At 51.6% G+C, this 18,783-nt stretch carries 17 protein-coding genes; 15 read left to right on the plus strand and 2 right to left on the minus strand.

What is annotated here, in order from left to right; genetic code table 11:
- Positions 1-85: 85 nt before the first annotated feature.
- A complete protein-coding gene (mfd, locus tag ACJJIO_RS18615; protein ID WP_444909412.1) occupies positions 86-3,565 on the minus strand; it encodes a transcription-repair coupling factor in 3,480 nt (1,159 codons plus the stop codon).
- A gap of 306 nt (positions 3,566-3,871) precedes the next feature.
- Here mfd and ACJJIO_RS18620 point away from each other — a divergent pair, with 306 nt between their 5' ends.
- From ACJJIO_RS18620 to ACJJIO_RS18675, 12 genes are all read left to right on the plus strand, one after another.
- Positions 3,872-5,332: a glyceraldehyde-3-phosphate dehydrogenase gene (locus ACJJIO_RS18620; protein ID WP_444885908.1), complete on the plus strand. Its 1,461-nt coding sequence runs from the start codon at positions 3,872-3,874 to the stop codon at positions 5,330-5,332.
- A gap of 393 nt (positions 5,333-5,725) precedes the next feature.
- Positions 5,726-7,066, plus strand: a complete 1,341-nt coding sequence (locus ACJJIO_RS18625; RefSeq protein WP_252081955.1) for a Na(+)-translocating NADH-quinone reductase subunit A — start codon at positions 5,726-5,728, stop codon at positions 7,064-7,066.
- A 2-nt stretch (positions 7,067-7,068) separates the two neighbouring features.
- Positions 7,069-8,280, plus strand: a complete 1,212-nt coding sequence (locus tag ACJJIO_RS18630) for an NADH:ubiquinone reductase (Na(+)-transporting) subunit B (RefSeq protein ID WP_444909413.1) — start codon at positions 7,069-7,071, stop codon at positions 8,278-8,280.
- Entirely contained in the window at positions 8,273-9,055 is a 783-nt protein-coding gene (locus ACJJIO_RS18635) for a Na(+)-translocating NADH-quinone reductase subunit C (protein ID WP_252081953.1), read from the plus strand. The genes ACJJIO_RS18630 and ACJJIO_RS18635 overlap by 8 nt, the downstream gene beginning before the upstream one ends.
- A 2-nt stretch (positions 9,056-9,057) precedes the next feature.
- Positions 9,058-9,714, plus strand: a complete 657-nt coding sequence (locus ACJJIO_RS18640; protein WP_252081952.1) for an NADH:ubiquinone reductase (Na(+)-transporting) subunit D — start codon at positions 9,058-9,060, stop codon at positions 9,712-9,714.
- A gap of 3 nt (positions 9,715-9,717) precedes the next feature.
- Complete coding sequence (nqrE, locus tag ACJJIO_RS18645) at positions 9,718-10,326, plus strand: NADH:ubiquinone reductase (Na(+)-transporting) subunit E (RefSeq protein WP_444909414.1); 609 nt, start codon at positions 9,718-9,720, stop codon at positions 10,324-10,326.
- 17 nt (positions 10,327-10,343) lie between these two features.
- Entirely contained in the window at positions 10,344-11,567 is a 1,224-nt protein-coding gene (gene nqrF / locus ACJJIO_RS18650) for an NADH:ubiquinone reductase (Na(+)-transporting) subunit F (protein ID WP_252081951.1), read from the plus strand.
- A 14-nt stretch (positions 11,568-11,581) separates the two neighbouring features.
- Positions 11,582-12,640 (plus strand): FAD:protein FMN transferase, encoded by a 1,059-nt coding sequence (locus tag ACJJIO_RS18655; RefSeq protein WP_444909415.1) that lies wholly within the window; start codon positions 11,582-11,584, stop codon positions 12,638-12,640.
- On the plus strand, positions 12,640-12,882 hold the full coding sequence (gene nqrM / locus ACJJIO_RS18660) for a (Na+)-NQR maturation NqrM (RefSeq protein ID WP_252081949.1): 243 nt from the start codon (positions 12,640-12,642) through the stop codon (positions 12,880-12,882). Before ACJJIO_RS18655 ends, nqrM begins: the two co-directional genes overlap by 1 nt.
- A gap of 136 nt (positions 12,883-13,018) precedes the next feature.
- Positions 13,019-14,416 carry a Si-specific NAD(P)(+) transhydrogenase gene (gene sthA, locus ACJJIO_RS18665; RefSeq protein ID WP_444909416.1) on the plus strand — a complete coding sequence of 466 codons (1,398 nt, stop codon included), beginning with the start codon at positions 13,019-13,021 and terminating at the stop codon, positions 14,414-14,416.
- Positions 14,413-14,877 (plus strand): thioesterase family protein, encoded by a 465-nt coding sequence (locus ACJJIO_RS18670; RefSeq protein WP_252081947.1) that lies wholly within the window; start codon positions 14,413-14,415, stop codon positions 14,875-14,877. Before sthA ends, ACJJIO_RS18670 begins: the two co-directional genes overlap by 4 nt.
- 82 nt (positions 14,878-14,959) lie before the next feature.
- Positions 14,960-15,406 carry a GNAT family N-acetyltransferase gene (locus tag ACJJIO_RS18675; RefSeq protein WP_444909417.1) on the plus strand — a complete coding sequence of 149 codons (447 nt, stop codon included), beginning with the start codon at positions 14,960-14,962 and terminating at the stop codon, positions 15,404-15,406.
- A gap of 80 nt (positions 15,407-15,486) precedes the next feature.
- Here the strand turns inward: ACJJIO_RS18675 and ACJJIO_RS18680 are convergent, their stop codons facing one another.
- Positions 15,487-16,467, minus strand: a complete 981-nt coding sequence (locus tag ACJJIO_RS18680) for an integron integrase (protein ID WP_444909418.1) — start codon at positions 16,465-16,467, stop codon at positions 15,487-15,489.
- 325 nt (positions 16,468-16,792) lie between these two features.
- Here ACJJIO_RS18680 and ACJJIO_RS18685 point away from each other — a divergent pair, with 325 nt between their 5' ends.
- From ACJJIO_RS18685 to ACJJIO_RS18695, 3 genes are all read left to right on the plus strand, one after another.
- A complete protein-coding gene (locus ACJJIO_RS18685) occupies positions 16,793-17,173 on the plus strand; it encodes a hypothetical protein (RefSeq protein WP_444909419.1) in 381 nt (126 codons plus the stop codon).
- Positions 17,174-17,288: 115 nt separating this feature from the next.
- Complete coding sequence (locus tag ACJJIO_RS18690; RefSeq protein ID WP_444909420.1) at positions 17,289-17,621, plus strand: hypothetical protein; 333 nt, start codon at positions 17,289-17,291, stop codon at positions 17,619-17,621.
- Positions 17,622-18,099: 478 nt separating this feature from the next.
- Positions 18,100-18,510: a DUF6228 family protein gene (locus ACJJIO_RS18695; RefSeq protein ID WP_444911018.1), complete on the plus strand. Its 411-nt coding sequence runs from the start codon at positions 18,100-18,102 to the stop codon at positions 18,508-18,510.
- Positions 18,511-18,783 lie beyond the last annotated feature (273 nt).

Genomic DNA, 18,783 nt, shown 5'->3' on the forward strand with positions numbered 1-18,783 from the left:
ATTTCGCGGCCAGCTATATAGGCCGGGATTGTGGCAGGGGGTGGCCCCCCTGTCGATCGATCAGGTCACTAGCTACCGGATACTATCACTGGGCTAAGCACTCCAGCACTTCGCTTATTTCCTGTAGCTTGCGGTCGGCGCCCTCTTCATCAAGGCTGAAGTTCAGCTGGTTGGCGCCAGCCAGCTGGTAGCGTCCCGGCTGTGTTTGCACCAATTTCACCAGGGTGAGGGGGTCTACTTGGGTATTTTCGGCAAACTCGATGCGGCCTCGAGCGGCGGAGGCTTCCAATTTGCGAATGCCCATTTTATCGGCCTTCAGTTTTATTTCGGTGGTGCGGAACAGGTGTTTGACCGGTTCTGGCAGTAGACCAAAGCGGTCGATCATCTCCACCTGTAACTCCTTCAGTTGTTGGCGATCAACTGCGTTGGCGATACGTTTGTACATCATTAGACGGCCATGGACATCCGGCAAGTAGTCCTCTGGAATCAGCGCCGGTACCCGCAGATTGACGTCTACAGCCGGGGACTCCAGGGGGTCGTCGATATTGGGAGTGCGCCCCTCGCGAATGGCTTTTACCGCGCGGTCGAGCATCTCCATATACAGGTTGAAGCCGACACTCTGGATTTGACCGCTCTGTTCCTCACCAAGTAACTCGCCGGCGCCACGGATTTCCAGATCGTGGGTCGCTAGAGTGAATCCAGCCCCAAGATCCTGGGCTTCACTGATGGCTTCCAGTCGCTTGACCGCGTCGCCAGTCATTGAGCGTTTGTTGGGGGTCAGCAAGTAGGCATAGGCTTGGTGGTGGGATCGCCCCACACGACCACGCAGCTGGTGCAGCTGGGCCAGGCCAAATTTGTCTGCGCGTTCGATCAGTATTGTGTTGGCAGTTGGGACGTCGATACCGGTTTCGATAATGGTGGTACACACCAGTACGTTAAAGCGCTTGTGGTAAAAGTCACTCATGACCTGCTCCAGTTCGCGCTCACGCATCTGACCGTGACCGATACCGATGCGGGCCTCGGGAATCAGCTCCTGTAATTCTCGGGCGATACGCTCAATGCTTTTCACTTCATTGTGCAGGAAATACACCTGGCCGCCGCGGAGGATCTCCCGCAGTATGGCCTCCTTCACCAGTGCATCGTCGCGCTCGCGCACGAAAGTTTTTACAGAGAGGCGTCGCGCCGGCGGCGTGGCGATGACTGATAGATCACGAATGCCGGCCATTGCCATATTTAAAGTGCGCGGGATCGGTGTGGCGGTTAGGTTGAGGATATCCACTTCGGCGCGCAGGCTCTTGAGGCGCTCTTTCTGGCGTACCCCAAAGCGGTGTTCTTCGTCGATAATCAGCAGTCCGAGATTCTTAAAATCCAGGTCGCTCTGTAGAAGCTTATGGGTACCGACAAGGATATCCACTTTGCCACTGGCTATCTTCTCTTTCACGCTGTCCACTTCTTTGCCTGAACGGAAGCGGGAGATCACTTCAATATTGATGGGCCAGTCGGCGAAGCGATCTTGGAAAGACTGAAAATGTTGTTGCGCTAATAGGGTGGTGGGTACCAGCATGGCCACTTGCTTGCCGGCATGGGCGGCGACAAAGGCCGCACGCATAGCGACTTCGGTTTTACCAAAGCCCACATCGCCACACACCAGTCGGTCCATGGGCTTTTTCGACTGCATGTCGCCAATCACGGCTTCAATGGCCTGCTGCTGGTCTGGCGTTTCCTCGAAGGGGAAGCCGGCTGAAAATTCTCTATAAGCCAGCTTGGGGTCGGCAAAAGCGTGACCTACACGGGCTTCACGACGCGCATAGATATCCAGGAGTTCGGCAGCGGCATCACGAACTTTTTCGGCGGCTTTGCGCTTGGCTTTCTGCCACTGTTCGCTGCCCATTTTATGCAGTGGAGCCAGGGCCTCGTCGGCACCGGAGTAACGGCTGATCAGGTGCAGGCTGGCTACGGGAACATAGAGCTTGGCTTCATTGGCGTATTCCAGAGTCAAGAACTCGGCAGGCTGTCCATCGATTTCCAGGTGTTGCAGGCCGCGGTAGCGTCCCACTCCTTGATCGATATGCACTACCGGGGCGCCGATACGCAATTCGGCCAGGTTTTTGACTGCATTGTCTGCATCATCTTTGGCTTTTTTGCGGCGGCGCTGTTGTAGCACCCGCTCGCCAAATAACTGCGGCTCAGCGATCAGGTTGACGGCAGGATCGGTCAGTAACAGGCCCTGATCCAGGGGCGCTACGGTGATCCCGATGGATTCATTGCTTTGGAGGAATTCTTCCCAGCTGGCATAGGTTGGGGGAGTCAGGCGAATACCTTTTAAAAGCTCCAGCAATGCCTCGCGGCGCCCGCCGCTTTCGGCACAGAAGAGCACTCGCCCGGAGTACTCCATCAGGTAACTTTCCAGGGCGGCCATTGGTTGCTCGGCCTTGCCGTCTACCGGTAGGGTTGGAGGTACTTGGGTGGCAAAGTTGTAATTGCCCTGGGCATCGGGCAGCGTCTCTGCAGAGAAGATGGCCCTTGGCATCGATTTGAGCGCGCCATTGAATTCATCGATATCCAGCAGAATCTGGCGTGGTTGAAGAATTGGGCGGGTCAGATCGCCGCGGCGGCTCTCATAGCGGTTGCTGACCTCGCGCCAAAAGCTATCAACAGGTGCTTGCACATTTCCTTGGATAAAAGCTTGGCTGTTCTCGGGTAGGTAGTCGAACAGGCTCGCGCAATTGTTATCAAAAAATAGCGGCAGATAGTATTCGATACCCGCTGGGGCAATTCCTGCACTGATATCCTGGTAGATGGGCACAAGACTGGGGTCCACCTGGAATTGTTCATGCCAGTTCTGCAGAAAGCCGGAAAGACCGGCCTTGTGCATTGGGAACTCTCTCGCGGGCAGCAGGTGAATAGTTTCCACCTTATCCACTGTGCGTTGGGTTTCTGGGTCAAAGGTGCGCAGGGATTCAATTTCATCGTCGAATAGATCGATGCGATAGGGCAGTGGACTGCCCATAGGGAAAATATCCATGAGTGAGCCGCGCACGGCAAACTCACCGTGTTCATAGACGGTATCTACACAGTGATAGCCTGCCTGCTCTAACAGGCGACGCTGGATATCAATATCAAATTGTTGCCCCTCATTGAGGATCAGCGCATTGCCGGCTACGTAATCACTTGGCGGCAGGCGATGCATTAAGGTGCTCACGGGCACTATGACAATACCGCTCCCCATTTGCGGCAGGCGGTAGAGGGTTGCCAGGCGGTCCGAGATAATATCCTGGTGTGGGGAGAAGGTATCGTAGGGGAGAATTTCCCAGTCTGGAAAATGAAAGATCTCAAAGTCGCCCTCTGAGGCTGCATCTCTCCGCGCTTTGTTAAAAAATTTCAGCTGTACCTCTAAGCGGTGCGCCTCGAGGCTGTCACGAGTGATCAGCAGTGTGGGGGATTGACTGTTGCGAGCAGCATTCAGAATGGCGAGTGCGGCCGCTGCGCCGTGAAGTTGTCCCCAGAATTGCCGGTCGGTGGTGCTGTGAAATTTGGGGGGAGTCAGGGGCTGTATATCGGTCATCGTTCCTTAAATATCCGCGCTTTCATTTGCTGTAGTGCCAGGGGCGGCTATTGTAGCCGCGATCGGATCGGGCTGCAGTCTATGATATCTGTGCCTGTGGTTTCGATCTCAAACGGCTGCAATTTTTGGGGGATTGCGTATCGCGAGGGCTTGTGACAACAAAAAGGTAGTTTTACTACATTTTTTTGGTTTTTTTTTGCGCAGTTGCGTAGCAGCGGGTGAATACTGATAATGCGCAGCCATACGGCCCCGAGTGGTTTGTGGGCCGTGATTTCCTGCCTATTAAACACATTGCAGAGGTGTCCGATAGTGACTCAGAAGCGACCGAAGCCCGCGGACTTTTTCAAGGACTGGAAACAGCGTGAAGCACTGGCTGAATCCATGATCCCGATGATTGGAAAGCTCAACCGTGAGAGCAACGTCGGTATTTATATGTACGGCCGCAACCTGGTTAATCGCTCAGTGCTGAGCATTATGAAAGCGCACCGTTTCGTGCGTCAGGTTGAGGAAAATGAACTCTCCGAGTTTGAAACCTTCCCTGTATTGGAAGCCATCTGCAAGATGGAGCTGGGTCCCGTACATATCGACCTGGGAACCATGACCAACAAGTACATGCGCGACGATCGCGGCTTGTCTGTGGATGAGTTTGTACGTGAAGAGCTGTCCGACGCAGCGGGTGCCGGCAAGCCTCTGCCCGAATCCAAAGACGTTGTGATCTACGGTTTTGGCCGTATCGGCCGTCTGGTTGCCCGCCTGCTGATCGACAAGGCCGGCAGTGGTGACGTTCTGCGTCTGCGCGCTATCGTACTGCGCAAGGGTAAGGCCCCCAACGATCTGGTGAAGCGCGCTTCTCTGCTGCGTCGCGACTCCGTACATGGCGCCTTCCAGGGCACTATCCGTGTAGACGAGGAGACCAACTCCCTGATCTGTAACGGTAACGAAATCAAGATTATCTACGCCAACTCCCCGCAGGAAGTGGATTACACCCAGCACGGTATCAACGATGCGATTATCGTTGACAGTACCGGTGTATGGCGCGATGAAGAAGGCCTGAGCCAGCACCTGCAGAGCCCCGGCGCCTCCAAAGTGCTTCTGACTGCACCGGGCAAGGGCGATATCAAGAATATCGTTTACGGTATCAACAGTAGCGACATCAAGCCGGAAGATAAGGTGCTGTCTGCCGCTTCCTGTACCACTAACGCCATCGTGCCTGTGCTGAAGGCGATGATGGACGGTTACGGCGTTGAGCACGGCCACGTAGAAACTGTACACGCCTACACCAATGACCAGAACCTGATCGACAACTATCACAAAGGTGAGCGTCGCGGTCGCGCAGCAGCGCTGAATATGGTTCTGACTGAAACCGGTGCTGCCAAGGCGGTTGCCAAAGCGCTGCCCGAGCTGAAAGGTAAGCTTACCGGTAACGCAATTCGCGTTCCGACCCCCAATGTTTCCATGGCGATCCTGAACCTGAACCTGGGTAAAGAAACCACCAAGGAAGAGCTGAACGAATATATGCGCGACGTGGCGCTGCACTCGCCACTGCGTCAGCAGATCGATTTCACCAACTCCCCGGAAGTGGTATCCAGCGATTTTGTTGGCTCCCGCGTTGCCTGCGTATTCGATTCCACTGCGACTATCGTGGATGGTAAGAACGCAGTGCTCTACTGCTGGTACGACAACGAGTTCGGTTATAGCTGTCAAGTGGTTCGCTGCTTGGAAGATATGGCTGGCGTTCGTTACGAGTTGTTCCCCAAGAAAGACTAAGGCGTCAGCTTGAGGTCTGCAGGTCGGCTCTTTGGGCCGGCCATGAGGGTGGGGCGGCAGTCACAGCCGTCCGCCCACATCTTTCCAAATCCCTGTTTTTTCAGTAGAAATTTCCCATCTTAGTGCCACTTTGGACGCTTCCAGACTGGTAAAGCTTTTGCCCCATCTTTATAATGCGCGCGATTTTGCGGGGCGGCCGTGCGCCGAGAAGTTAGCGCGCACAACCTTTAGTTAGCTTCCTTCCGCCCGGTCTACGGGTGAAACGGCATAAGCCCTCGCAGCACAGAATTCCACAGTATGGCTCGCCAGTCCGGGATTGACTGTTTTTCAGTTTGAACCTGGGCGGGTGGGCTTTATTGCAATTTTATAAACTAGAAACTTAGGCATAGGCGTATGAGAAAGATCCGTCGGGGATTGGACTTACCCATATCCGGCGCGCCCGAGCAGGTCATCCACAAAGGACCTGCGATCAAGACCGTTGCTGTTCTCGGCCCCGATTATCACGGGATGAAGCCGACAATGGCAGTGGCTGTAGGGGATCGCGTCAATCTTGGTCAGCTACTGTTCAGTGACAAAAAAACCGAAGGCGTGCGCTACACCGCGCCGGCCGCCGGTCGTGTTGTTGCTATCAATCGCGGTGCTCGCCGTGTTCTGCAATCCGTTGTGATTGGCATAGACGGCGATGCAGCAGAACAGTTCCAGAGCTATAGCGTAGATAAGCTATCTGGTCTGACGCGCGAACAGGTCGTTGAGAACCTGGTTGAATCCGGTATGTGGACCGCACTGCGTACCCGCCCGTTCAGCCGCGTTCCCGCTTTGGATGCCAAGCCGGAAGCGGTGTTTATTAATGCGATGGACACCAATCCTCTGGCTGCCAACCCAGAAGTGGTCATTGCCGAGAACCCCAAAGCCTTCTCTCAGGGCGTTGAGATTCTTTCCAAGCTGGCGGAAACCACTTACGTCTGTACCGCTCCTGATGCAGATATCCCCGTACCGAGCGCTGCGAATATTCGCCGCGAAGCTTTTGCCGGCCCCCACCCGGCTGGCCTGTCCGGTACCCATATCCACTACTTGAACCCGGTTTCCGGTTCTCGCAGTGTATTTACCATTAATTACCAGGATGTGATCGCCGTAGGCAAACTGTTTACCACCGGTAAACTTTTCACCGATCGCGTTGTTTCCCTGGCCGGCCCTCAAGTTAAACAGCCCCGACTTGTGCGCACTCGTCTCGGCGCCAGCCTGGAAACTTTGACTTCCGGTGAGTTGAAAGGTGATAACGACCGCGTTATTTCCGGCTCCGTATTTGGCGGCAGCACTGCTGAAGGTCCTTTGGGTTACCTGGGTCGTTACCATAATCAGGTATCTGTGCTGGAAGAGGGTGGTGAGCGTCCTTTCCTGCACTATCTGCGTGCCGGTAACAAGCGCTTCTCCGTTTTCCCGATTTATCTTTCGCGCCTGTTCAAGAACAGACTGTTCAACTTCACCACCAGTACTAACGGTTCCGAGCGTGCCATGGTACCGGTCGGCACTTATGAGAAGGTTATGCCGCTGGACGTACTGCCGACCCAGCTACTGCGCTCCCTGATCGTGGGTGATACCGCTATGGCCCAGAAACTGGGTGCTCTGGAGTTGGATGAGGAAGATCTGGCACTGTGCACCTTTGTGTGTCCGGGCAAGTACGAATACGGCCCCATTTTGCGGGACAACCTGACCCGTATTGAGAAGGAGGGGTAAGTATGTTGCGTAAATTCCTCGATTCCATCGAACCGAAATTCCACAAAGGTGGCAAGTTCGAAAAGTTCTATGCCCTCTTTGAGGCCATTGATACTGGCTTGTTCCAGCCGGCTGATAAAACCAAGACCACCTCTCATGTGCGCGATGGTATCGACCTGAAGCGTATTATGATCACCGTGTGGGCTTGTGCGATGATCCCGGCGTTCTACGGTATGTGGAATATCGGTTTCCAGGCCAACACTATTCTGGAAGGTATGACCAATCCGGATCTGTCCGGCTGGCGTCACGCCATTATTGGTGCTCTGACCTCCTATAACCCTGCGAGCCTGTGGGACAACTTTGTCTACGGAGCCATGTACTTCCTGCCGATTTATGCGGTCACCTTTATTGTGGGTGGTATCTGGGAAGTGCTGTTCGCCGCTGTGCGCGGTCATGAAGTGAACGAAGGTTTCTTCGTAACCTCCATCCTGTTTGCCTTAACCTGTCCGCCGGATCTGCCTCTGTGGATGGTGGCTATGGGCATCAGCTTCGGTGTGGTGATCGGTAAGGAAGTGTTCGGTGGTACCGGCAAAAACTTCCTCAACCCGGCACTTACCGGTCGTGCGTTCGTATTCTTCGCCTATCCGGCAGCGATGTCTGGCGATGCAGTATGGACTGCGGTTGACGGTTACACCGGCGCTACCGCGCTGTCTGTCATGGCCAGCGAAGGTATCCAGAACAGTATCGTGAATGCTGCGGTTGGCCAGGTAACCTGGTTCGACGCTTTCTTCGGCAAGATACATGGTTCCATCGGTGAAACTTCTACCCTGGCTATCCTGATTGCCGGTGTAATTCTGATGGGCATGAAGATCGCCAGCTGGCGCATCGTAGCCGGCACTCTGCTGGGTATGATGGCCACCGCATTTATGTTCAACATGATCGGTTCCGAAACCAACCCGATGTTCCAGGTACCCTGGTACTGGCACCTGGTAGTGGGCGGTTTTGCTTTCGGCCTGATCTTTATGACCACTGACCCGGTTTCCGCTGCCATGACCAACACTGGTCGCTGGTGGTACGGCATCCTGATCGGGGTGATGGTTGTCCTGATTCGTGTAGTGAACCCGGCCTTCCCGGAAGGCATGATGCTGGCGATCTTGTTCGCTAACCTGTTCGCTCCGCTGTTTGACCACTTTGTGGTGCAGTCCAATATCAAACGGAGGTTGGCACGTGGCTAATAAAGATTCCGTAACCGGTACTCTGATTGTCGCGCTGGTAATGTGCCTGGTGTGCTCTGTGGTGGTTTCCACTGCGGCGGTAATGCTGAAGCCTGCCCAGCAGGCGAATGCCGAGCTGGACATGAAGCGCAACGTACTGATGGCTGGTGGCCTGCTGAAGGACTCTCGCGCTAACAAAGCGGAAGTAGAGAAAGCCTTCGCCGATGTGAAGATCAAATACGTTGATCTGAACACCGGTAAGTTCACCGATGAAGCGCCGGCTGGCGGCAGCGGTCGCGCTGCTTCCAAGATTCCCTCTGCCAGTGAGAGACTGCCGGCAGACGAGGATACCGCCAAGATTATCCGTCGGGAAAACATTAAAGAGGTTTACCTGGTAGAGAAAGATGGCCAACTGGACAAGATCATTCTGCCTGTTCGTGGCTACGGACTTTGGGGTACCTTGTACGGCTTCCTCGCGCTGGAGAGCAACCTAGACACCGTAGCGGGCCTCGGCTTCTACGAGCACAAGGAAACTCCCGGACTGGGTGGCGAAGTGGACAACCCTAACTGGAAAGCCCAGTGGGTTGGTAAGCAAGTCTTCAATAAGCAAGGCGACGTAGATATCGCTGTGATCAAAGGCCAGGTTAACCCCAACAGCCCGAATGCGATTCACGAAGTAGACGGCCTGTCCGGTGCAACTCTGACCAGTAAGGGCGTTAGCAACCTGGTGAACTTCTGGCTGGGTAACCAAGGTTATGGTCCCTTCCTGAAAAACCTGAAAGCAGGGGAGGCATAAGCATGAAAATCAAAGAGACTCTGCTAGAGCCGATTTTTAACAACAACCCGATCGCACTGCAGATCCTGGGCATCTGTTCTGCACTGGCTGTAACCAGCTCGCTGCAGGTAACCCTGGTAATGTGTATCGCTCTGACCTCGGTTGTGGCCTGTTCCAACGTTGCGGTATCTCTGATCCGCAACCAGATCCCGAACAGTATCCGCATCATCGTTCAGATGACCGTGATTGCCTCATTGGTAATTCTGGTGGATCAGTTGATCAAGGCATTGGCATACGACATCTCCAAGCAGTTGTCCGTATTCGTTGGCCTGATCATTACCAACTGTATCGTAATGGGTCGTGCGGAAGCCTTCGCTATGAAGAACCCGCCGCTGCCCAGCTTCTTCGATGGTCTCGGTAACGGTCTGGGCTACAGCGTTATCCTGATTGGTCTCGCGGTAATCCGTGAACTGTTCGGCGCTGGCAAACTGTTCGGTGTAGATATCCTGACCACCGTGAGCAACGGTGGCTGGTATATCCCCAACGGCCTGCTGTTATTGCCGCCCAGTGCATTCTTCCTGATCGGCCTGTTCATCTGGGCAATCCGCGCCTGGAAGCCTGCTCAGGTTGAGCAAGACGAGTTCAAGATTGCGCCTAATTCCCAAGCGCAGGAGGCCTAATCCATGGAACATTATATTTCTTTGATTATCCGCGCCGTTTTCGTTGAAAACATGGCGTTGGCCTTCTTCCTCGGTATGTGTACCTTCCTGGCCGTATCGAAGAAGATTGAAGCTGCGATTGGCCTGGGTATTGCGGTTATCGTGGTACTGACTCTGACAGTACCGGTGAACAACCTGATTTACACCTACCTGCTGAAAGACGGCGCACTGGCCTGGGCCGGTTACCCCGACGTGGACCTGAGCTTCCTCGGCCTGCTGTCTTACATCGGCGTAATTGCGGCACTGGTACAGATCCTGGAGATGTTCCTGGATAAATATGTACCAGCGCTCTACAACGCCCTGGGTGTATTCCTGCCGCTGATCACCGTGAACTGCGCCATCATGGGTGCCTCCCTGTTCATGGTTGAGCGCGAATACGCGTTCGGTGAGAGTGTTGCCTACGGTTTCGGTGCCGGCCTCGGTTGGGCACTGGCGATTACCGCTCTGGCCGGTATTCGTGAAAAGCTGAAGTACAGTGACGTTCCGGATGGCCTGAAAGGTCTGGGCATCACCTTCGTAACCGTTGGTCTGATGTCCCTGGGCTTCATGTCCTTCGGCGGCATCGATATCTAAGCGGGGAAAACAATAGAATGAGTATTGAAATTATCCTCGGCGTAGCGATGTTTACTGTCATCGTACTGGCGCTGGTGGCGGTGATCCTTGCGGCCCGCTCGCGCCTGGTAAACACCGGCAACGTCAACATTTTGGTTAACGGTGAGAAGACTCTCACCGTGCCAGCCGGCGGCAAGCTGCTGCAAACCCTGGCTGCCAATAACCTGTTCCTGGCCTCCGCCTGTGGTGGCGGTGGTAGCTGTGCGCAGTGTGTGTGTAAAGTGACTGCGGGCGGTGGCGATATGTTGCCGACTGAAGCGGCTCACTTTACCCCGCGCGATGCGAAAGAAGGCAAGCGTCTTTCCTGTCAGGTTGCGGTTAAGCAAGATATGGAAATCGAAGTGCCGGAAGAGGTGTTCGGAGTGAAGCAGTGGGAGTGCACTGTGGAATCCAACCCCAACGTTGCCACCTTCATTAAGGAGCTGACCTTGCGTCTGCCCGAAGGCGAAAACGTTGACTTCCGTGCTGGCGGTTACGTACAGCTGGAAGCCCCAGCTCACCACGTTAAATTTGCCGACTTCGAAGTAGAAGACCAGTACCGCGGTGACTGGGAGCACTTTGGCTTCTTCAAGCTGGAGTCCAAGGTGACCGAGCCTGTGGTTCGCGCCTACTCTATGGCTAACTACCCGGAAGAAAAAGGTGTTGTTAAGTTCAACATCCGTATCGCGACTCCGCCACCCCGTACCGAGGGTATCCCGCCGGGTCAGATGTCTTCCTACGTGTTCAGCCTGAAGCCGGGTGACAAGATCAAGGTGTACGGACCCTTCGGTGAGTTCTTCGCCAAGGAAACCGACAACGAGATGGTGTTTATCGGTGGTGGTGCCGGTATGGCGCCGATGCGTTCACACATCTTCGACCAGCTCAAGCGTCTGAATTCCAAGCGCAAGATCAGCTTCTGGTACGGCGCGCGTTCTCTGCGCGAGATGTTCTACGAAGATGACTACAACGGTCTGGCTGCTGAGTTTGATAACTTCAAGTGGCATGTGGCCTTGTCTGATCCGCAACCGGAGGACAACTGGACGGGTTACACCGGTTTCATTCACAACGTGGTGTATGAAAACTACCTGAAGGACCACCCGGCTCCGGAAGACTGTGAGTACTACATGTGTGGGCCACCCATGATGAACGCCGCAGTAATCAGCATGCTCAAAGACTTGGGCGTAGAGGATGAAAATATCCTCCTTGATGACTTCGGTGGTTAAACGGAGAGCTTAGTTTGCTAAACGCAATCAAAGCCCCGATAAAAGCAAAAACAGGGCCCGTTCTTCCGGCCCTGTTTTTGCTTTGGGCGACTGTAATTTTCACTGCCTGTACTCCGGCAGCGGAAAGCTGGCAGCTTAGTGGCCGCACCATGGGGACCACTTATCACATCACGGTTGTCGATGTACCGCAAAGCGTAAAGCGTAGCGAGCTGCAAGCGTTAATTGACGACGAGCTGCAGCAGGTCAACCAGGAGATGTCCACCTATATCGAGGACTCGGAGTTGATGCGTTTCAACCGCGGTCCTGTAGGTGAGGCCATCCCGGTCAGTGAGCCGCTGGTAGATATTGTGGCGCTGTCTCTGGATATTTATCGACGCAGTCAGGGTGCCTTCGAGGTTACCGTTGGCCCATTGGTTAACTTGTGGGGATTTGGTCCCCAACCAGAGCCTGAGAAAATTCCCTCCGATGCGGAGATAGCCGGCCTGCAAAAGGTAGTCGGCTCCGATGCACTTAAAGTGACCCGTAAACCGGATACGATCACTCGTCAGAGACCGGTAGAAATTGACCTTTCGGCTATCGCCAAGGGGCACGGCGTCGACCGGGTTGCACTGTTGCTGGAGCAGCAGGGAATTCGCAACTACTTGGTCGAAATCGGCGGTGAACTGCGTACCCTGGGTGTGAATCCAAAAGGTAAGACTTGGATAATTGGTATTGAAGCACCTGACTCATTTGGCCAGATGGTTCAACAGCCTATTGGTGTTAGTGGTAAGGCGGTGGCTACCAGTGGTGATTACCGGAATTACTATGAACGCGACGGAGTACGCTATGCGCACAGTATCGACCCCCGCACTGGTCGACCGTTACAGCACAAGCTGGCCTCGGTAACAGTGCTGGCAGATACCTGTGCTGAAGCGGATGGCCTTGCTACCGCTCTCAATGTACTTGGGGCTGAAGAAGGGTTGGCTTTGGCCGAACGTGAAAATCTGGCTGTTTTCATGCTGGTAAAAACTGATAAGGGTTTCGAGGAACGCTATAGTCGCGCCTTTGTACCCTACTTAGAGAGGTCTGAGTAATGACAATATTTATCTTTGCTTTTATTGCCATGCTGTTAGTAGTTGCCGGAATGGCACTCGGCGCCATGGTGCAAAATAAGCCACTAAAAGGCTCCTGTGGCGGCCTGAATAATATCGGCATGAAGCAGGACTGCACCATTTGTGGTGGCAACGACGACGAATGCGAAAAAGAGCAAGAGCGTAAGCGTCAGCAAAAGGTTGCCGCTGAAGACCTCGCTTACGACGCGACTAAGCGTAAGTAAGCAATCTCTCCCAAGCCCGTAATTAACGGGCTTGTTGTTTTATATCATTGGCACCTTCTGTGCTGATTTTAGTATTGAGTGTGAGGCATTCTTAAATCTCATACTCCGTTTTGGAAAAATAGAATTAGAGCTATAGATGGCAGAGCAAAAGTTTGACTTGGTTGTAATTGGTTCTGGTCCCGCTGGTGAGGCCGCCGCAATGAGCGCCGCGAAAAAAGGCATGCGTGTCGCAGTGATTGAAAAACGCCAAGTAGTGGGCGGTAACTGTACCCATAAGGGCACCATTCCCTCCAAAGCTCTGCGCCACTCTGTCAAACAATTAATGCGTTATAACACTCAGAGTGTTTTTCGTGCTTTGGGTGAACCGCGCCGCCTAACCTTTCCTCAGGTGATGCAAACGGTCAATAAAGTGATTTCCTATCAAGTGGAAATGCACACCTCTTTTTATGCGCGTAATCGGGTTGAGCTAATCGTTGGGGCGGCAAATTTCCGCGATGCGAATAGTGTAGAAGTACAGCTGCCCGATGGCGCCACAGAAATTGTCACCGCGAAAAAATTTATTATTGCCACGGGTTCCCGTCCATATCGTCCCGCAGATGTGGACTTTGATCACGAGCGTGTCTACGACAGCGATATGATTCTGGATATGCAGCATACGCCGCATTCCATCATGATCTACGGCGCCGGCGTGATTGGCTGTGAATACGCTTCTATTTTCGCTGGTCTTGGTATCAAGGTAGATTTGATCAATACCCGCAGCAGCCTGTTGGAATTTCTGGATGATGAGATCTCTGATGCCTTGAGTTACCACTTGCGCGATATGGGCGTTACCGTTCGTCACCAGGAGGAGTATGCGCGTGTGCTCCCCAATGATCAGGGCGTGATTATGGAAATGCAATCAGGTAAGCGTATCCATGCAGACGCACTGCTCTGGTGTAATGGTCGTACAGGTAATACCAGCTCCCTGGGCCTGGAAAATATCGGCCTCGAAGCGAATCACCGCGGCCAGTTAAGCGTAGATGATCATTACTGCACGGAAGTGGATAATATCTTTGCGGTGGGCGATGTTATTGGTTGGCCCAGCCTTGCCAGTGCCTCCTATGACCAGGGTAGGGCGGTAGCAGCAGCTATTGCCGGCCGCGGGCACCGTGTAATCGAGGATGCGCCCACTGGTATTTATACCCTGCCGGAAATTTCCTCAGTAGGAAAAACAGAATCCGAACTGACAGCCGCCAAGGTACCCTATGAGGTGGGGCGTGCGCTCTTTAAACACACTGCACGCGCACAGATCTCTGGTGAGCGCGTGGGCATGCTCAAGATCCTGTTCCATATTGAAACCCGTGAAATTCTCGGCATTCACTGTTTTGGTGCCGAAGCGGCAGAGATTGTGCATATTGGTCAGGCCATCATGAAGCAGCCCTCGCCAAATAACACCATCGATTATTTCGTTAACACCACATTTAATTACCCCACCATGGCAGAGGCCTACCGTAGTGCCGCACTGGATGGTCTCAACCGGGTTGCAAGATTATGACAGAGCCCTCTCCCCATGAATTTCAGGAGTTGGTAAAGGGATTTTTTGAAAAGATCCCTTTTAATCAGCAGATTGGCCTTGAAATGCGCTCCCTAGACCTAGAGGCCCTTACTCTTTCCGCCGGTTTTCAACAACGTCCGGAGTTGATAGGTAACGTCTGGACGAATATTTTGCACGGCGGCGTAATTGCCACCGCTCTGGATACCGTCGGTGGCCTTACCGCAATGGTTGCTGCATATCAGCGCATGGGGGATCTGCACTGGAAAGAAAAAGCCGATCGCCTTTCTAAGCTGGGTACGGTAGATATGCGCGTGGATTATTTAAAGCCCGGAAGGGGGGAGCACTTTCTCTGTGAAGGCTCAATTCTACGCACAGGCAATAAACTCGTGGTTGCGCGTATGGAGTTGAGTAATGACCGGGAAGAATTAATTGCTACTGGGACTGCCACATTTCTCTACTGATGCCCCCTTGGATTAGTTGCAAGAACTGACTTGCAGCTAATTTGGTAAGCTGAAATGCTTTTGTAAATTGCGAGGGGACATTGTGAAAATATTACGATGTGAAAGCCATCATGTACCTGAGGTGGCTCAATTATTTGATGAATACAGGGTGTTTTGTGGCTATAAATCGGACTTAATTGGAACTGAGTCTTTTCTGGGCAACTTGATCGACAGTCAGGCTTCCACACTTTTTATAGCAATAGATTCCGAGTGTTCTGAGGTAATGGGTTTTGTGAATCTTTATCCCAGCTTTTCTTCCCTTGCTCTTACACGCCTGTGGATTTTAAATGACTTAGGTGTTTCAAGTCGCTATAGGGGGAGGGGCGTTTCTAAAAAGCTGATCCAGGTTGCGATAGATTTTGTCAAGGAAACTCAGGCCATTCGTATTGAACTTAAAACAGAGAAAAGAAACAATCGCGCACGTCAGTTATATCAGTCTTTAGGTTTTGAGATTGACTGTGAAAATATTTACTACAGAGTACCCTGTTAAAAAGCAACGGGTCTTTTAGCAAAGAGTGAGAGAAGGACTTAAAGCTCAACCGTTTTTAGAGGTCATGCCCGGGGCTCAATCTAATCTAATGGGCTGCTAATCCCACGTTCATGAACACCAATCACGTGTGTGTAGATCATCGTAGTACTTATATCATTGTGACCAAGAAGTTCTTGAATATTGCGAATGTCTGCACCTGATCGTAATAGGTTGGTAGCGAATGAATGCCTGAAGGTGTGGCAGCTGGCTTTTTTTCGTATACCTAAGCTCGAAATAGCCTTGGCAACTGCACGCCTTATCTGTTGTTCTCCAATATGATGCCTTCGTATGATATTGCTACGAGGATCGAGCGAGCGCTCTCTAGCAGGAAATATATATTGCCAAGCGGGGTTGGTGGCAGCCTTTGGGAACTTTCTGGCTAGCGCAAATGGGAGATAGACCTCGCCATATCCTTCAACGAGATCCTGCTGATGGAGCGAGAGAGCATAGTGAATTTGGGCCCTTAATGGTTCAATAAGAGATTTAGGTAGTAGGGTCCTTCTCCACTTTTCACCCTTGGCTTCACGTACGAATATACACTGCTCTGTAAAATCAACGTCTTTCACCCGAAGCCGCACGGCTTCCATGACCCTAAGACCGGAACCGTACATCAAAGATGCAGCAAGCTTTGCCGGGCCAGTAAGCTGCCCCAAAATATCTGTGGCCTCCACATGGCTGAAAACCACTGGCAACCGCCTGGGACGATGACTGCTGTGAAATTTGAGCTCACCTAGTTCAAGGCCCATAAACTGCTTGTATAAAAATACGACTGCATTTAAAGCCGTTTTCTGGGTATTGATTGATACGGATCGATTGGTTGCCAAATGACTGAGCCAGTTATTCACTTCAGCCTTGCCTAGTGCTTCTGGGTGGCGCATCTGATTAAAGCGAATGAAGTCTTTAATCCAATAGCAATAGGTTTGCTCGGTTTTGTATGCCAAATACTTTGATCGCATGAAAGTTCGTAATCGATCCATAAATCGAGAGGAGCTTTTGGGGATCGGTATAGGAATGTCATCCATTTAAACACACCCAACTCTGGTTATATATACAGTCTTGCAAAAAATATGACCATATGCGAGCTGGAATTTCGGTCATCGTGACCGTTATTTTGATAGGTTTAGCAAATATGCTCAAAAAATCATTAAATACAATGAGTTACGTAAAGTGGTATATTTAGGGATAGTGGTCGCAGTGACCATATTTCCACATTGCACCTTCGTATCATTTTTGTATAACTATATGATTTTAAAGTGATTCAAAGGGGGCTGTCGTGGGATTGCTTCTGAAATAGTAATCAGGATAATAGTGGTCATGATGATCACTATATAAATGTTATGAGTAATCATGGATAGAAAGTACCACTTAGATATTGCAGGCGAAATTAGATTTGGCCCACAGTATTTCAAGTTAGAAATTCAGGGAGTTAAAGTCTCTAAATACTACTATGGCTTTAATCGAGCTGAACTCGAAGGTGGCCGTTATTTAGCAATCGAAGAGTGGCTTACAACGAATTATCAGAAAGGCCCAATTACTCGAGTCGCAATATTTGACTTAGAAAATGGTCTGGTCAGTAGGCTCAAAACCGTAGATAAGGGTTTCGTTACAAGCTTTAAATTAAAAAATGGAGTCTTCTCTTATCGCAAAGAATTTCTTGCCAAAGGGAAGGTTGTTGAGTCGGAGTTTGAGTGGTCTTCAATAAATAACTGGGAACCGACAAACTCATAACAAGCGGCTGCACCGGACAATTTTCCGCTGCCACCTTTTGTGCAAAATGCGCACAAAAGTCGCCAACAAAAATTTGCTCGGTGAGCCGGGCGTTAGGCGGTAAAGGATCTTGCGGTTGGAATCTGTAGAAGACATTTGGAAAGACAAGTCATTTGACGAGTCTAGTCTGTCGGTTTTGGAAGAGATACTCATTAAAGATCCTTGCAAAGTATCTTTCTTTGTCGAACTGTTCCATGAACAAAAAAATAGAGTACTAGGCTGGGATTTCCTTTATCTTGTAATTCTATATGCCTTGCCTTACAAGCCTGCTATTGATTATGCAATTGGTGAAGAAGAATGGGCAGAGGAAGATTTTTCAGAGTTTGAATGGTACAACAATGGAAGTTATTCCCCTGTATTGAAAACTGAATTTTTAAATTGGCTTAGCTACAATGCGCCTAACCAGTAGCTGCATCGGACTCGTCAAAGTGTCACGCCTTTTGTTCCAAAAGTCGCGCCACTTTAACTCCCCGTTGAGCTAGGCGTTATGTGCATCTCAAAGGGATTCGGTAGTTGGAATATTTCGGAATAGCTCTACTAAGCATTGGTGTTTTTATAGGTCTGCTAAATTGGCCGATATCAATACGCCGTATGATTAAGAAATCGGGGGCCACTAATATACCGATGGTTGGTGGAATATTCATGCTGCTGGGCGTAATGTGGATGCCCGGCAAACCATATTTAAGTTATCTATGGCTTGCACTTATAATCGATTTTTCTCTGCTCCCATCACTTATTTTGTGGGCGCTAAAAAATGGATCAAGATCGGGTGTGTGAGGTTACACATAACAAGGCAATCAACTTCGCTACGGCCACGTTGTGGCCTTCGCCGGACAGTCGCCGCTGCGCGTCGCCTGCCGGTTATTGCAGGCGTTATAAGTAAAACCATGGATCAGCTTCAGATAGGAAACGAATCAGATTATTGCGTAGTTCTCGATAACCCACGACTCAATGATGAGGGGTGGGTAGAGTACTATGATCTGCATCTAAAGTCGGACGCAATGAATGCAACCGTCAAAGTAGAGAACTTGCCGTGTACAGTCGCAATTTGGGAGTTCTTTAAAGACCTCGATGACAACTGGTCAGGCTGGGAGGGTGAGAAATCTTGGCGAGCACTGGAGGATGAGTTTAGGCTAGAAGCCACAATATCGAACACAGGTCACGTCAATCTAAGCTTTCAACTCAACTTATATAACTATGAGTGGCGTGCTATTGCAAACATATGTATTGAGTCGGGGCAGTTAAGCCAGTTGTCACGTAACATCTATAAGTTCTTCCGAATCAATGCAAACTTATAACAAGGCCAGGCACACTCGCCCCTTCCGGGCTGGACCTACGCACTGCGTGCTCCGGCCCGTGCTGGCGGCGTTATTGTGGCGGTCATTTTTTAGGTAGTTCAAAGTTGCTGCAAGCACCAATCTTTTCCTGAGCACTCTTCTCCAGAGAGTTTTCCTGCAAGCTGGCACCGTAGTTTCGTTCAAGTGCCTTCGTTTTAAGTCAATAAGCTCTGCAAGCTAGCTGCGGCATTATGGAGTGCCAGTCAGTTAGTTAACTGGTGGGGAAAGTATGGT

The sequence above is a fragment of the Microbulbifer mixtoriginis (SeqCode) genome (assembly GCF_052467235.1).